A 16,322-nucleotide genomic window follows, 5' to 3' on the forward strand; every position below is an offset into this window, starting at 1 on the left:
AATCGCTACTCTCCTTTTTTATGTCTGTTGAATGAATGATACCGTGTACCTTGATAGGTTAAAATGCCAAGATCACCTTCTACAAGCTGACCATAATCGTAGCCATTCATCTTTAGTTCATGCCGTTCTCCGTTTTGCTCTTCAAACGTAACGTAGTAGGACGTAGATGCCCCAGTATTGTTAGATCCCCCACGTATATTCGTACGCTTTGTCACAACCTTAGCGGGTACCGTTAATATTGGTGAACGGTTGTTTTTAGACCAAGTGATAATACCGTTTACAATCATAAAGGCTATGCTCCCAAAAACAATAAAGAAGATGATGGTAATAAAAGCAGAGCCAAATAAAAATTGATCATCAAACCAAAACAAATAGATTCCTCCCTTTCTTTGAAGTAGAAATAATACTTAAAGAGGATTTAATTCAAGATCTACTATCACGTCAATTTCATCGCTAATCAATACACCACCTGTTTCCAAAAACGTATTATAGACTAAATTAAAATCACGGCGATCAATTTGGGCTTTAGCTTGGAAGCCAAAAACTTCTTGTGCCCATGGATTTACACCTTTTCCTGTATATACTGTTGTAAATACGATAGGTCTTGTTATGTTTTTGATGGTTAAATCACCGTGAATAGCAAAAGTTTTATCATCAAGGTTATCAATATATGTAGAGGTAAATACGATTTTTGGATAGACGTCTGCATCAAAAAAGTCAGGAGACACAAGGTGGACATCACGATCATGATTCTTAGTTGATACACTAGCCACTGTAATGGTAATAGAAATGTTTGCATCCTGCATTTGCTCAATATTGGATGAAACTATTTCACCGCTGTACGATTCAAACGTACCATGAATACGAGAAATCATCATATGTTTTACAGAAAAGCCGATCGTTGAATGACTGAAATCAATAGCATATTTTTTCATTTGAAAACCTCCTAAAACAGCATTCTACAACGAATGATAAAGTAAATAAATCGCATATTCAATGAGTTTTTAATAAATGTGGAAGTATTTCCCTCTATAAAAGTGTAATCTGTGAACAGGAAACAAAACATATTTAAAATCGAATAGGCATATTATTGGAAATACGTGCATTTTATTAGGATAGCGTTTAGTCTCAGACATTATGATCATTGAAATATAAAGTTACTATTTGTAATTAAATATATAAAAGTTAATAGATTATTTTACGTAAATAAGTTACTTCAAATTTACATTTACTGCAATAATCGTTACAATAGTTACATAGAGGTGAAAAATTATGAATGAGACAACTTTGTGTCCTCGTTTAGCTAAAGCAATGGATTTAATCGGAAAACGATGGACGGGGTTAATATTATATCAATTACTAGATGGACCACAGCGCTTTAATGAAATCGAATCTGCACTACCTGTTAGTGGACGTTTATTATCAGAACGTTTAAAGGAGCTTGAAAAAGAGGGGCTTGTTGAACGTAAAGTATATTCAGAAGTACCAGTACGTGTTGAGTATTCATTAACAGATAAGGGTCAGGCGCTTGAAGGTGCTATCCGCAATATTGAAACATGGGCAAGTAGTTGGCTCTGAGCTGAATAGATTATTTCAGTAGATAATAAATGAAATAATGTGCTAAAAACAACACTTGGAATGACTGTCAATTTTCTTTATAATATTCATCATCTCTGCACAGGTCTGACCTGTCTTAAAATATGAGATAAAAATACCCTTCATTTTACTTGTCAAATTGGGGTTCTAAATCCATACTGGTGTAGAGTAAGAAGGACGTTAGAAAGGAATTAGCTCTCATGACAAAAGAACAATGGGCGACGGATTTAGCAAAAAGTATTAATCCTGCCAATATTAAGTTAGATGAATCATTACAGCAATACACAATGACAAAATTAGGTGGCAAAGCAGATGTTTTTGTTCTTCCTGAAACAGAAGAAGAGGCAGCATCCGTTATTCGCTATGCATATATAAATAATATTCCTTTATTGATGTTAGGTAACGGCTCTAATATGGTTGTTCGAGATGGCGGTCATAGAGGAATCGTTGTAACATTTTCACGCTTAGATGAGATTCGTATTAATGGTGAGCATGTTTATGCACAAAGCGGTGCACTGATTAAAGAGGTATCAAAGTTATCAGCACAAGCCTCCTTAACAGGTTTTGAATTTGCATGTGGTATTCCTGGATCAATTGGCGGAGCAATGGCTATGAACGCAGGTGCTTATGGCGGTGAGATTAAAGATATTATTGTTTCTTCAAAGGTGTTAACAAAAGAAGGCGACATTTTAATATTAGGTAAAAAAGAGCTTGAGCTAGGATACCGTCAAAGCATTATTGCCAAAAAAGGTTATTATGTATTGTCCTCTGAATTTCTATTAAGAGTAGGCATACAGGAGGAAATTAATGCGAAGATTGCTGATTTAACCTTCCAACGTGAATCAAAACAGCCATTAGAATATCCATCTGCTGGAAGTGTATTTAAACGCCCACCTGGTCATTTTGCTGGAAAACTTATTCAAGATAGTGGCCTACAAGGTAAAGGTGTTGGTGATGCGGAAGTCTCTACCAAGCATGCAGGGTTTATTGTCAACAAAGGAAATGCTACTGCTTCAGACTATATTGAAACAATCCAAATGGTTCAACGTGTAGTGAAAGAAAAATTTGGCGTTGAACTAGAGACGGAAGTCAAAATTGTTGGTGACGATCTATAATAGGATGCCCTTCGTATAAGCCGAAGGGCATTTTTTTAGGAGTGTGGATAAAATGAAATTTATATCATGGAATGTCAATGGAATACGAGCATGTCTAGGTAAAGGTTTTTTAGAGTTCTTTCATCAAATAGATGCTGATTTCTTTTGTATCCAAGAAACAAAATGTCAAGCTGGACAAGTAGAGCTCTCTATCGAAGGTTATGAGCAGTATTGGAATTACGCCCAGAAAAAAGGGTATTCTGGAACAGCAATCTTCACGAAGCACACACCATTATCTGTTAAGTATGGAGTGGGCGAGGATGATTCTCAGGATGAAGGCAGAATCATAACCTTAGAATATGAGAATTTCTATTTAGTAAATGTTTATACACCAAATGCACAGCGCGATTTAGCGAGATTACCACTACGTTTACAATGGGAGGATCGCTTAGCTAGCTATTTACAAGAACTAAATAGCCAGAAGCCTGTGGTTTATTGTGGTGATCTAAATGTTGCACACACGGAAATTGACTTGAAAAATGCAAAATCTAATATTGGAAATTCGGGTTTTACATATGAAGAGAGGGCAAAATTCACAGCGTTATTGGAAAGCGGTTTTGTAGATTCTTTTAGATACAAGCATCCCGAGGAAACCGACCACTACACATGGTGGTCCTATATGAATAAAGTGCGTGAACGTAATATTGGTTGGCGTATTGATTATTTTGTCGTATCAAATCAATTGAAGGATCAAATTGAATGCGCTACAATTCACCCACACATTATGGGCAGTGATCATTGTCCAATTGAATTGCAATTACAATGCTAGTACTGAAATCGTATTTTCTATATGGAAATACGATTTTTTGTATTTTAATAAGAGCGGCACTATTGAAAATAAGAGTTTTTGCAACGCCAGGATAGGTAGCTCCATGTGAGAGGAATCCCTATTGAATAGATGTCTAAGAGCTCATTCTACGTGAAAAATTGCTAGAAAGTAAAGCGAGAGTGGGCAGCTGCTCCAAAGAAAGAGAAAGGCGCTCAACAAAGGAGAGAAACCGCTCCCAAATGAGGAAGAGTCGCTCCAATCACTCTATGAACATACAAATTTTTAACATTACTCAGTAGCCTTCATAATTCCTATTGTTTATACTATTCTAATAGCGAATAAATATAAAATTTTGTATTTAGAGACAATTTTATATACATAAAATAGTAAATTTCGCTAAAAAATTTGCGTTTCAAAGCGGGTTTGGGAAGGGAGTACGGGAATATAGTGCAAAAAGGGGGTTATTCAGTGGGGAAGAGAAAGTTTAATTGGAAAAAGTGGCTCATTGTCATAGCTGGGACAATAGCTGCTTTGGCTCTAGTGGCCTTTATTGGATTTACATGGTTTATGAATAAATCTAAGCCGGTGATTGATGGTGAGTTAGCTGTTACTATTCTGGATCAGGATGTGACCGTAACGAGAGATGAAAAAGGGGTTCCGCATATTTTTGCCAAAACAGATGCTGATTTGTATCGTGCGCAAGGTTATGTTCAAGCACAGGATAGACTATTTCAAATGGACTTAGCACGAAGGCAGGCAAGTGGTCGATTATCTGAAATTATTGGAGAAGCGACGATTAATACCGACAAACATTTCCGCACATTTAGCTTGCGAGATGCTGCAGAGAAATCATTAGCTGCCTATGATGACGAAAGCAAACAAGTACTTGAATGGTATGCTGAAGGAGTAAATGCTTTTATTGCACAGGCAAAGGAAAGCAATACACTAAGCTATGAATTCGCTTTGTTAGGCTATGAGCCAGAGGAGTGGACAGTTGTTGATTCCTTAACAATTGGTAAATACATGGCCTATGATTTGGGAGGGAATTGGAATACATTAGCTTTTCGTCATTGGGCATTACAGAATTTTGATGAAGAAAAGGCTAAAGAATTATTTATTAAATATCCAGAAAACGCTTCGCCTATTATCGAGGCCAATATCCAAAATCCTGTAGCAGTGGCTGGGCAATTCAGTGCGGAAATGCTACCAAACGAATTTAATGGAAGTAATAACTGGGTAGTTTCTGGGGATAAAACGAAATCAGGAATGCCTATTTTAGCAGATGACCCACACTTAGGGTTAAGCACCCCTTCCATATGGTATCAAATGCATCTACAATCCCCACAACAAAACGTTAGTGGCGTTATCTTTGCAGGGATTCCAGGTATTATTTTAGGTCATAATAACGAAATTGCTTGGGGTGTGACTAATGTGGGTCCAGATGTACAGGATTTATATATTGAAATACCAAATCCAGATAATCCAACACAATTCCGATACGATGGAAAGTGGGAGCAAGCAGAGGTACGCGATGAGTCGATTAAGGTAAAAGACGGAGAAACTGTAGATTTTGAGGTCATTGTTACACGTCATGGCCCTATAATGACAGATTTAGCTTTCAAAGATACAGAGCCAACTGCACAATTTTCGATGCAGTGGACGGCACTACAACCGACAGCTGAACTGAGGGCAGTGCTTGGTTTTAATAAGGCGAAAACTTGGGATGATTTCGAAAAAGCATTAGAAGATTTTAAAGCGCCAGCTCAAAATTTTGTTTTTGCATCACAGGACGGTACGATTGCCTATAAAGCTAATGGTCAAATACCTATTCGTAAGCAAGGTGATGGTCAATTACCAGTTCCAGGCGATTCGAGTGATTATGGCTGGGAAGGCTTTATCCCCTGGGATGAATTACCGACTTTAGTAAATCCGAAAGAAGGTTTTATTGCAACAGCAAATAACCAAGTAATAGGGGAGGACTACCCTTATCATATAACTGATTTCTGGGCGCAACCTTATCGTTTCGAGAGAATTAAAGAAGTGTTAGAGGCAAATGATGCTATTACAGTAGAAGATATGATGGCTTTGCAAATGGATCAGCATAATCTCTATGCCAGAGAATTTTTGCCTGATTTATTAACATCGCTAAAAGAGAAAGATCAGGATGGGAAGTACGACGAGATTATTGCCATGCTAGAGAATTGGGATATGGTGGACGCAAAGGAATCAGGTGCACCACTTGTATTTCATACTTTAATGATTAAGTTACAGGAAGTTTTGTTTAAAGATCAAATGCCTGAAGATATGTACGGCATTATGTATGGGAAGTTTAATATTACAGACCAGCTTTTACGTACAGCCTATGCAGGAGAGAAAAGTATTTGGATTGAGGAGCAGGGTGGTATTGATGAAACAGTATACAAGGCATTTGAGCGAACAATTGCACAATTAGAAGATCAATTCGGCAAGAATGCTTCTAAATGGCAATGGGGTGATTACCATCAACTTACTTTTGATCATACATTAGGAAGTGCATCACCTATTCTTGCAGCCTATTTTAATGCTAAAAGGGTTCCTATTGGTGGCTCGAAAGTTACCGTACAAGCAGCAGATAATGATTTAGCTGGTAATGTAGATCACGGCGCATCTTGGCGTTTTGTGGTGGATGTAGGTGATTTAAGCTCAGCCTATCATATTGTTGGTCCTGGTCAAAGTGGGCATGTAAAATCTGATTGGTATCAAGATCAGGTACTTGATTGGGCTAATGGTAAATACCATCAAACATTTATCAAACAGGAAGAGATAAGAGGGAAAACATTACAATTAAAAGCGAAGTAATAAAAAAGTTAGCGTACATAATAAAGTACGCTAACTTTTTTATTTAAGGATATACATCCTAACATTCAAATATTCATTTGAATAAGATGGAATAATATGCTACATTGAATACAATCAAATGAATATTTGAATGAGGTGAGAAAATGCCAAAGGAAATATGTGAGGTGACGCATGTACATGAAGAAGCGGTCACAAAGGTGCAACAACAAATGCCCGATTTATCAGGTGTAGCCAAATTTTTAAAAGCGTTATCTGATGAAACTAGACTTAAAATTGCCTATGCTTTAACGGTGGAAGATGAACTATGTGTTTGTGATGTAGCAACTATTATTGGTTCTTCAGTTGCCACAGCATCACATCATTTACGATATTTGAAAGATAATAATTTAGCGAGATCACACCGTAAAGGTAAGCAAATGTATTACTCTTTAGCGGATGAGCATGTATACCAAATTGTAACAATTGCCTACGAACATGCGAAAGAGGGGATTGCGAATGGCAGCAACGCCAATTAAACAAGAATACAGGCTACAAAATTTATCCTGCGCTAGTTGTGCCGCAAAGTTTGAAAAAAACGTAAAGGCTATTCCAGAAGTACAGGATGCACAAGTAAATTTTGGTGCTTCTAAAATTACAGTAATCGGCGCTATTAGTGTAGACCAAATTGAAGAAGCTGGTGCTTTTGATGGCATTAAGGTTACACAATCGGCAGCAAAAGCACTTGAAAATACTACACCCTTTTATCGTAAAAAGGAAAACGTTTTAGCAGGAATATCATTGCTTTTTGTCATTCTAGGTTATGTGTTTGTGGGTAGGAATGGGGAATCAAACCCACTCCCGATTGCCATGTTCATTATAGCTATCCTTGTGGGTGGAGTGGGTATTTTTAAAATAGGCTTCCGCAATTTAGTTCGCTTTGAATTTGATATGAAGACGCTTATGACAATCGCCATCATCGGAGCTGCTATTATCGGTGAGTGGGAAGAAGCAGCAGTTGTCGTATTCTTATTTGCTGTAAGTGAGGCACTTGAAGCGTATTCAATGGATAAAGCACGTCAATCTATTCGTCAATTAATGGATATTGCTCCGCCCACAGCGATTATTAAAAGAGCCCACGGTGAACACTTCCATGAGCTTGAGTTACCTACTGAAGACATAGAAATAGGAGATATATTGATTGTAAAGCCTGGCCAAAAGATTGCGATGGATGGCATTGTCGTTAGTGGATTGTCTGCAGTCAATCAGGCGGCTATTACAGGTGAATCGATTCCCGTAAATAAAACAATAAATGATGAAGTATTTGCTGGGACGTTAAATGAAGAGGGTGCCCTTGAAGTACGTGTGACTAAGCGAGTAGAAGATACTACTATCGCTAAAATAATTCATCTTGTGGAAGAAGCACAAGCAGAAAAGGCACCTTCTCAGCAATTTGTAGATCGCTTTGCAAAGTATTATACACCAGCGATTATGATTATTGCTTTTTTAGTAGCTGTGATTCCACCTTTATTAGTAGGTGATTGGCAGCATTGGATTTACCAAGGTCTAGCTGTTTTAGTGGTAGGATGTCCTTGTGCGCTGGTCGTTTCTACTCCCGTTGCCATTGTTACAGCCATTGGTAATGCAGCAAGGCAAGGTGTACTGATTAAAGGTGGTGTTCATTTAGAGCAACTAGGACATATTGAAGCTGTTGCCTTTGATAAAACAGGTACATTAACGAAAGGGCAGCCTGCAGTAACAGATATTGTAACGACTGAAAATTGGTCAGAAGACTATGTGCTACAACTAGTAGCAGCGGTAGAAAAACAGTCACAGCACCCTTTAGCTAAAGCAATTTTAAATAGACTACACGATCAAAAATTATCTGAGCTCATCCCAACAGATTTCCAATCAGTAACAGGAAAAGGTGCCTATGCTACCGTTGATAATCAGATTATTTATGTAGGTAGCATGAAATGGGCTACTTCATTAACTTCTGTAGATCAAAATATAGAAAGTCAGGTTAAGAATCTGCAAGAACAGGGTAAAACAGTAGTAGCAGCTGTTTCGAATAATCAACTTATTGGACTGATTGCAATTGCTGACCAATTACGTCGTGAAAGCAAGGACGTATTGAACAAATTAAATGCCTTAAAAGTAAAGCATATGGTGATGTTAACAGGCGATGCAGAGCCTACTGCGCAAGCCATCGCTACTTCATTAAAGATGACAGATGTGCGTGCTGGGTTATTACCAGAAGAAAAATTAATGGCGATTAAGGATTTACGTACACAATTTGGTGCTGTAGCAATGGTTGGAGATGGTGTAAACGATGCACCAGCATTGGCCACTGCAAACGTAGGAATCGCCATGGGTGGAGCAGGAACGGATGCAGCTCTTGAGACAGCAGATATTGCATTAATGGGTGATGATCTAACAAAGCTTCCTTACACTATTGGCTTGAGCAGAAAAACATTACGTATCATTAAAGAGAATATTATATTTGCCCTAGTTTTAAAATTAATTGCATTGCTGCTTGTCATACCAGGGTGGTTAACATTATGGATAGCAATTTTTGCGGATATGGGTGCAACACTATTAGTTGTGTTTAATTCATTAAGACTAATTAGAGCAAAAAAGTAGTAAGTAAGGTGTAGAACGATCTGAAAAGGTAGGAAATTAATCTTGCTTTGACATGAGGGATTTTATGCGGATAGATGCTACTTGCGATTCTTGAAATAGACTTTTTTTAAGGCTATTATAGTTTCAGGAGTAATGTAACAATTAAATATAAATGAGGCGAAAGTTTGAATATGTCAGATCCTATTTTAGTAAATGTTACAGAAGAAATTGTGCGTGGTTTAGTAAGCTTTTTACTACGAGGACCAGAATATCAAACATTTTGTAAATGCGAAATCTGTGAATTCGACACGGTGGCACTTACACTAAATGCATTGCCAAGTAAGTATGTTACATCTATGGAAGCTAGAGATGAGGCATTTAAAGAAATGAATACTCCTGGAAACATTGAGCGCATTAATAAAGAGATTATTCATGCGTTACATGTGGTAAATAAGTATCCTCGACACAAAGTAGAGCCTACTTCTTAATAGAAGAGGCTCTATTTAAGTTGTAAAGGAAGTGTTTCTCTAGGCTATGTATTTTCAGTTAACTTTTAAGCCAAGCTTGTAGTAAACTAGAGAGTAAGAAAAGGAAAGAGAGGGAAAAGGATATGCCAACACCTAGTATGGAGGACCATATCGAACAAATATATTTATTAATTGCCAACAAGGGATATGCGCGAGTGTCTGACATTGCTGAAGCATTATCTGTTCTTCCTTCTTCTGTTACAAAAATGGTTCAAAAATTAGATAAAGATGGTTATTTAGTTTATGAAAAGTACCGTGGACTGACATTGACGCCTAAAGGGGATAAGCTCGGAAAGCGTCTTGTGCAGCGTCATGAATTGCTCGAGCAGTTTTTACGAATGATTGGTGTGGATGAAGAACGTATTTATGATGATGTGGAGGGAATTGAACATCATTTAAGTTGGAATTCAATCGATCGTATTGCAGATCTTGTGCAAGTAATGGAAGAAAATCCAGACATCGTGAAAAAATTAGAGGCATCTAAGACACAGCACAATCTTTAAAATGATGGTGTGAAGGAAAGGAAGACAATATGAACGCATTAAAATCAGGTGAAGTCGTTACATTAACGGTATTAGAGCAACAAGCATCGAAATGGATTTTAACAAATGGAGTTGAAGAACTACCTTTAAATGCTTCAGAGGTAACAGAGCCACTAACAGTAGGTGATCGCCTTGAAGTATTTTTATTTGCAGACCGTCGTGGAGATTTGGCTGCTACAACTGCAATTCCAGCTTTTACACAAGGTGAGTACGGCTGGGCACGCGTCTTGAAAGTAGTGGAACATGAAGGTGCTTTTGTGGATATTGGTACATCTCGCGAAGTATTAGTAAAAGCAGAGGATTTACCTGCATTAAAAGAGGTATGGCCAGAACCAGGCGATCATTTATTTATGACACTACGCACAGATCGTAATGGTGATTTATTTGGTCGTTTAGCCACAGAGGAAAAAATCTCAGAACTATATGAAGGTGCATTTGAAGATATGCACAATAAAAATATTCAAGCACGCCCATATCGTTTGTTACCGATCGGGACATTCTTACTAGGTGTAGAAGTTCCTTACCGTATTTTCGTGCATGAATCTGAGCGAAGTACAGAGCCTCGATTAGGACAAGATGTAGTTGTACGTATTATCGATGTGAAAGACGATGGTTCCATGAATGGCTCTCTTTTACCGAGAAAACATGAGCGTCTTTCAAATGATGCACAACAAATATTGAATTATATACAGGATGTGGGCGGTAAAATGCCATTTGGTGATAAATCGTCTCCTGAGGAGATTCAAGAAATGTTTAATATGAGTAAAGGGGCATTTAAACGTGCCTTAGGAACATTAATGAAAGCTGGTAAAGTAAAACAACAGGATGGTTGGACTGAAGAAGTTTAAGGATATAGTTTGAATTGCCAGCAAGACATTTACAACAGGAAAAATGACGAGAGACATCCTTGAAACCTTCTCGTCTTTTTTTCGTACTAATTATTGTATAATGGCATACATTATACTTGCTAATTATGAAGTTTTAGCGAAAGGGGTCACACGATTTGAAAAAAACATGGATAAAAATACTAACTGCTACAATGTTGGTATTTGGAGTGATGGCACCAGCTACAGGATTTGCATCTGACAATACGCCTCCAAAAGCAATAGATGAAAAACTTGGCGTACCGATCGTCGTGTATGGAGCAAATTTATCTGAGGCTGAAAAAGAGTCTGTAAAAAAATCATTAAAAGTAAGTGAAGAACCTGAAATCGAAGAAATTACTGTGTCTGGTGAGGATCTAGTAAAATACATTAAAGATAGTAATTCAAGCTCACGTATGTATTCTTCTGCAAAGATTACACGCAGAGATGCAGGAGAGGGTCTGGTAATACAAATTGTCACACCATCGAATATAACGCAGGTAACTTCAGAGATGTACGCAAATGCGATGTTAACAGCAGGAATTCAGGATGCATCCGTACAGGTAGCTGCTCCGAAAGCCGTTACAGGGCATTCAGCGTTAGTAGGTATTTACAAGGCATATGAGGTCACTACAGGTGAAACACTGGATATTGATCGTACTGATGTAGCAAATGAAGAATTATCAGTAGCAACATCCATTGCAGAATCTGCAGGAGTAGACGATGCAAAAGTAGCAGAATTACTGACTGAAATTAAAAAGCAAATTGCAGAATTAAAGCCAGCAACACGTGAAGATGTAGAAAAAATTGTACAAGAGCAATTAACTAAGCTTGAAATTAATTTAAGTGAAAAGGACCGTCAATTGCTAGTAGATTTAATGGATAAAATAAGCAAGCTGGACATTGATTTTAGTAAATGGTCAGATCAATTAAATGATATTAGTAACACGATCCAAGAAAAATTCGGCTCACTTATGGAAGATAAAGGTTTCTGGGAAAGTGTGAAAAGCTTTTTTGCTAATTTAAAAGATACTATTTCTTCATGGTTTAACTAAATTTAAAGTTGATAGAAAGGAATCTGTTATACCCTCTCGCTTTGCTAGAGAAGGTGTACAGATTCTTTTTTTGATTCAGCAAGTAAATAATTGAAGTGAGCTGCTTCCAACACAGAAGGCTAACCGATTATCTGGACATAGCTACGCTAATTAGATAAAAGGAGGGTACACAAATTTTGTGAAAATACAAAAAGCTATGGTACTATGAATAAAAGGAGTGGTGAGAAATGGAATTCCAATTACAACAATTAGCAGAAAATAAGTTTGCATTTTTAAATGAGCAAGCAGGAGAAAAACTGGCGGAAATCACTTGGCAGCAAAATGGCTCAGTAATGGTAATGGATCACACATATGTATCAGATAAGCTCCGTGGTCAAGGTGTGGCCAAACAATTACTCGATCAAGCAGCAGCATATGCACGCGAAAATGGCTATAAAATGGAGGCCGTTTGTTCCTATGTTGTGGCAGCATTTGAAAAGTCAGATGCATACAATGATGTAAAACAATAAAAATAAGGCAATCTGCTTTTAATTAAGCGGATTGCCTTTTAATTGCTAGAGCAAATCATGTAAGTAGCTCCTTATAATAGAATGACACTATAAATTAGTACTGTTAAGAAGCCAGCCCCACCAATTAATGAAGCCATATCTATCCAATCATATGCTAAATCAAAATCTTTCATCCTAACCACTCTCCTATTTTAGTGTTATTTCATTAATTCCCTTTACTTGCCCTTTATAATCATAAATAGTTACAAAATTTTGACGAATGCTAAAAATAAAGGTGTGATAGCTGGATGTTAATAGGAGATTTTGTCTGCATTAAAACGAGACGAACTGCATTGAATTGGCAGAATTATTACTAGATAAAAGAGCAAGTTTTAGCCTTACATTAATATATATGCTAGAAGGTATAAAAAAATAATGTTTATTCTTTTAAGAATAGGGAAAAACTATACTACAGAGCTAGTTTCTATATTTTTAGGAGGTAATAAACTATGGCAAAACGTAAAGGTACAGGTGTTGTTGTTGCAGGATTAGCAGGACTAGCAGCATCTTATTTCAGTAAAAAAGAGAATCGTGATAAAGCACTAACAATGTTTAATAGTATGAAAGCAAAATTAGAGTCGTATCTTACAACAGGTCCTGATATGCACGACAATATTGCAGAACGTGTAGCTACAGAGGTAGCAACAGAGGCAGGTACTTCACCAACTAAAATTGCCTCGAATGAAATGGTAGCTGAAGGTGGAGGACATACTGGTGTCCATTTCTATAATGAAGAAATTCAAGAAAAGGAAAAGTAAACAAAAAACCTTCTCATTTAAGCATGAGAAGGTCTTTTGTGTGGGATAAGGATAGCGCCTGCAAAGAGTAATAAAACGAAGCCAGTAAATACAAAGCCACTGACAGTACCAAGTGATAGCCAACCTAGTAAAGATGAGCCTATTACTACACCTAGAGAGAAAAACGCATAGAAATAGCCATATGCTTTTCCTCGTACTTCAGCAGTTGTGGAGTCAATTAGCAGCGAATTTACTGAAGGGAATAGGAAACCGAATCCAATTCCATAGCAAGCCATTGCTATATAGAGTAAAAAGCTAGAATTTGCTTGGCTAATTAATAGCTGACTTATTCCCATTAAACCTATTCCAAAAGACAATGTTTTGAGTGGATTGACCTTATCAAAAATACGATTAGTAGGTAATAGGAAAACTAGGACTGCAATAATACCAAATGTACTCATTAAAGTGCCGCTTAAACGAGAGTCGAAGCCTAAGGCATGCACTTTAAGCGGAAGTAGATAGGCAATAACACCTTGAGAAAACATTAAGAAAAAGGCTCCTAAAAAGGCTTTTAATGTTCCTGTGTTATTAAAAAAACACTGATCGGAATATAATTACTAGGTTGAGCCTTCTCTTTTTTTACTTGATTTGCTTTCAATATAAAGAACGCAAGAATACCTAAAAGAAGCATAAAGCTTGCTGTGATATTAAAAACGAAGGGGACACTTGTTCGGCTAGCTAAAATGCCACTAAATGCAGGGCCTATAATGGCTGCTATACCAACAAAGGCACCAGAAATAGCACTGCCCTTTCCTCTTTTTTCCTGCTCAGTAGCGTTTGCTAGAAATGTAAAGGCAGCAGGAACAATGAAGCCTGCAACAAGGCCATGGATAAAACGTACAATTAATAGAGCAATGGGTTCTTCTACTAAATTATACAACGTTAATGCTAGACCCGTTGTTAGAAGACCTATTATGAGTATGATAAAAGGTCCCTTGCGATCCGTTAAAAAGCCAGAAATGATATTACCGAATGTATTGGAAAGCGAATACATTCCTACTGCAAGACCAGTGAGGAATGCCGATGCACCTAAAGACTCAGCATATGTACTCATAACAGGGAGCTGGGTAAAAAGGTCGAAAAACGAAAAGAAAATAATAGCATAGATAAATTTCTTCATAGTTCCTCCGATGAAATAGAACAATTATAGTCAATAAGGTTGATATAGTCCTATTATAGCATTTTCCAATCGATAATACTTCTCACTTATTTTTTGCTTTCACGCAGAAAAAACGTCTAATAAGTATCAACTTATTAGACGTTCGAGCATTTAGTAATTAAGCTTTAGCAACTTCTTTTTTCATTGTTTTGTTTTTAGCAAGATTTACATGCCAAGAAAGTGCTTCCTCTAAAAGATGAGGCGTTTGGTGGTTGCCAGTTGCTTCCACTGCACGGTTGTAGTAATCCCATAATTGCTCTTTGTAATCTGGGTGTGCACAGTTTTCAATAATTAAAGGTACACGTTCTTTTGGTGCAAGACCACGTAAGTCAGCAATACCTTGTTCCGTTACGATAACATCAACGTCATGCTCAGTATGGTCAACGTGAGATACCATTGGCACGATAGAAGAAATTGCTCCACCCTTTGCGTATGATTTTGTAACGAAAATACCAAGGCGTGCGTTACGTGCGAAATCACCTGAACCACCGATACCGTTCATCATACGAGTACCAGAAACATGCGTTGAGTTTACGTTACCATAGATATCTAACTCAAGAGCTGTGTTGATTGAGATTAGACCCAAACGACGGATAAGCTCAGGGTGGTTAGAAATTTCTTGTGGACGTAAGCAAATTTTATCAGCATACTTTTCTAAATTACCATAAACTTTTTGCTGTAATTCTTCAGTAAGTGTGATTGAAGTTGCAGCTGCGAATTTAACTTTACCAGCATCGATTAAGTTAAATACAGCATCTTGAAGTACTTCAGATGCAACAATTAAATCTTCAAATTCTGAATCTGCAAAGCCATCAAGTACAGCGTTTGCTACAGAACCTACACCAGATTGCAATGGCATTAATTGTTTTGTTAAACGACCCGCTTTAATTTCATCACGGAAGAAGTCTAATAAAATGTTTGCCATTGTTTGTGTTTCTTCATCTGGAGGTACGATTAATGAAGGAGCATCTGGCTCTTCAGAAATAACAATTGCTTTAATTTTAGCTGGATCCACTTTGATACCAATATCACCAAGGCGTTGCATAGCATCTGTCATTGGAATAGCTTCACGTTTACCTTGCTCTCCAGGTACATAAATATCATGAATACCAATTAAAGCTTCTGGATGAGAAATATTTAACTCGATAATAATATTTTCTGCATATTCTGCAAAGATAGGTGAGTTACCTACAGAGTTTGTTGGAATGATTAAGCCATCTTCAGTAATAGCAACCGCTTCAAGAATTAAATACTTGATTGGTCCGATAATTCCTTGGCGCACTAGCTCAGCATTATGAGAAAGATGAGCATCTACATATAAGATATCCCCAGAATTAATTAAATTACGGATACCCGCATCACCCTGGAATGGTCCACGTTTACGAATGGCACCAGCTTCTGCTAAGTACTTATCTACTTCTGGTCCTAATGATGCACCTGTATATACATCAATTTTGAATTCTTCATTTTTTGCGCGCTCAACTAATGCCATTGGAACAACTTTTGCATCCCCAGCACGAGTAAAACCACTCATCCCAACTACATCACCATTAGAAATAAGTGCTGCTGCTTCTTCAGCAGTTACAATTTTACTCTCAAGTTCTTTTAAACCTAGGCGTTTTTGAACATTTGCATCCATAAAAAAATCCTCCCCTAAATAATTTTGATGGAAACCGATTACAAAACTAGAAAAAACATTTAAGAATTTTCTGTTTATTCAGTTGTAGTATGACTCCAACCATTTGAATAATACTATCACCAAATTGTCACAAAAACTTTAGAATTAGCATTAAATTGAGTAAAAAAAGGAAAATCGAGCATTAAGATGATTTTTCGACAGAGAAAACGTTTTATTGTAGAGCTGTATAAATTTAGT

15 protein-coding genes and 1 pseudogene are annotated in these 16,322 nt (G+C 37.2%); 12 read left to right on the top strand and 4 right to left on the bottom strand.

What is annotated here, in order from left to right:
- Positions 1-5 precede the first annotated feature (5 nt).
- Together V1L66_RS02620 and V1L66_RS02625 are read right to left on the bottom strand one after the other, a co-directional pair.
- On the bottom strand, positions 6-371 hold the full coding sequence (locus V1L66_RS02620; protein ID WP_016992723.1) for a DUF2500 domain-containing protein: 366 nt from the start codon (positions 369-371) through the stop codon (positions 6-8).
- 36 nt (positions 372-407) lie between these two features.
- Positions 408-935: a YceI family protein gene (locus tag V1L66_RS02625; RefSeq protein WP_016992722.1), complete on the bottom strand. Its 528-nt coding sequence runs from the start codon at positions 933-935 to the stop codon at positions 408-410.
- Positions 936-1,272: 337 nt separating this feature from the next.
- Here V1L66_RS02625 and V1L66_RS02630 point away from each other — a divergent pair, with 337 nt between their 5' ends.
- The 12 genes from V1L66_RS02630 (at position 1,273) to V1L66_RS02685 (ending at position 13,248) form a co-directional block, all read left to right on the top strand.
- A complete protein-coding gene (locus V1L66_RS02630; RefSeq protein ID WP_004231981.1) occupies positions 1,273-1,578 on the top strand; it encodes a helix-turn-helix domain-containing protein in 306 nt (101 codons plus the stop codon).
- A gap of 218 nt (positions 1,579-1,796) precedes the next feature.
- Positions 1,797-2,711, top strand: coding sequence for a UDP-N-acetylmuramate dehydrogenase (gene murB, locus V1L66_RS02635; protein ID WP_333006483.1), 915 nt, complete (start codon positions 1,797-1,799; stop codon positions 2,709-2,711).
- Positions 2,712-2,763: 52 nt separating this feature from the next.
- A complete protein-coding gene (locus V1L66_RS02640; protein WP_016992720.1) occupies positions 2,764-3,519 on the top strand; it encodes an exodeoxyribonuclease III in 756 nt (251 codons plus the stop codon).
- A 468-nt stretch (positions 3,520-3,987) separates the two neighbouring features.
- Positions 3,988-6,357 carry a penicillin acylase family protein gene (locus V1L66_RS02645; protein WP_333006484.1) on the top strand — a complete coding sequence of 790 codons (2,370 nt, stop codon included), beginning with the start codon at positions 3,988-3,990 and terminating at the stop codon, positions 6,355-6,357.
- Positions 6,358-6,500: 143 nt separating this feature from the next.
- Positions 6,501-6,872, top strand: coding sequence for a metalloregulator ArsR/SmtB family transcription factor (locus tag V1L66_RS02650; RefSeq protein ID WP_016992719.1), 372 nt, complete (start codon positions 6,501-6,503; stop codon positions 6,870-6,872).
- Positions 6,853-8,976 (top strand): heavy metal translocating P-type ATPase, encoded by a 2,124-nt coding sequence (locus tag V1L66_RS02655; RefSeq protein ID WP_333006485.1) that lies wholly within the window; start codon positions 6,853-6,855, stop codon positions 8,974-8,976. Before V1L66_RS02650 ends, V1L66_RS02655 begins: the two co-directional genes overlap by 20 nt.
- Positions 8,977-9,146: 170 nt before the next feature.
- Positions 9,147-9,443 (top strand): late competence development ComFB family protein, encoded by a 297-nt coding sequence (locus V1L66_RS02660; RefSeq protein WP_374116337.1) that lies wholly within the window; start codon positions 9,147-9,149, stop codon positions 9,441-9,443.
- Positions 9,444-9,565: 122 nt separating this feature from the next.
- Positions 9,566-9,985 (top strand): transcriptional regulator MntR, encoded by a 420-nt coding sequence (gene mntR, locus V1L66_RS02665; RefSeq protein ID WP_004231993.1) that lies wholly within the window; start codon positions 9,566-9,568, stop codon positions 9,983-9,985.
- A 29-nt stretch (positions 9,986-10,014) separates the two neighbouring features.
- Complete coding sequence (locus V1L66_RS02670) at positions 10,015-10,872, top strand: S1 RNA-binding domain-containing protein (protein ID WP_016992716.1); 858 nt, start codon at positions 10,015-10,017, stop codon at positions 10,870-10,872.
- Between the two features lie 155 nt (positions 10,873-11,027).
- Positions 11,028-11,942 carry a DUF1002 domain-containing protein gene (locus tag V1L66_RS02675; protein ID WP_016992715.1) on the top strand — a complete coding sequence of 305 codons (915 nt, stop codon included), beginning with the start codon at positions 11,028-11,030 and terminating at the stop codon, positions 11,940-11,942.
- 227 nt (positions 11,943-12,169) lie between these two features.
- The gene (locus V1L66_RS02680; RefSeq protein WP_016992714.1) at positions 12,170-12,451 is read left to right on the top strand and encodes a GNAT family N-acetyltransferase; all 282 of its coding nucleotides are present in this window, start codon (positions 12,170-12,172) and stop codon (positions 12,449-12,451) included.
- A 488-nt stretch (positions 12,452-12,939) separates the two neighbouring features.
- On the top strand, positions 12,940-13,248 hold the full coding sequence (locus tag V1L66_RS02685; RefSeq protein WP_004232000.1) for a hypothetical protein: 309 nt from the start codon (positions 12,940-12,942) through the stop codon (positions 13,246-13,248).
- A 17-nt stretch (positions 13,249-13,265) separates the two neighbouring features.
- Here the strand turns inward: V1L66_RS02685 and V1L66_RS02690 are convergent.
- Positions 13,266-14,407: pseudogene (locus V1L66_RS02690) on the bottom strand (MFS transporter).
- 157 nt (positions 14,408-14,564) lie between these two features.
- Positions 14,565-16,085, bottom strand: a complete 1,521-nt coding sequence (locus V1L66_RS02695; protein ID WP_016992711.1) for a succinate CoA transferase — start codon at positions 16,083-16,085, stop codon at positions 14,565-14,567.
- Positions 16,086-16,322 lie beyond the last annotated feature (237 nt).

It is taken from the genome of Lysinibacillus sp. IITD104 (assembly GCF_036698265.2).
Classification (GTDB): domain Bacteria; phylum Bacillota; class Bacilli; order Bacillales_A; family Planococcaceae; genus Lysinibacillus; species Lysinibacillus boronitolerans.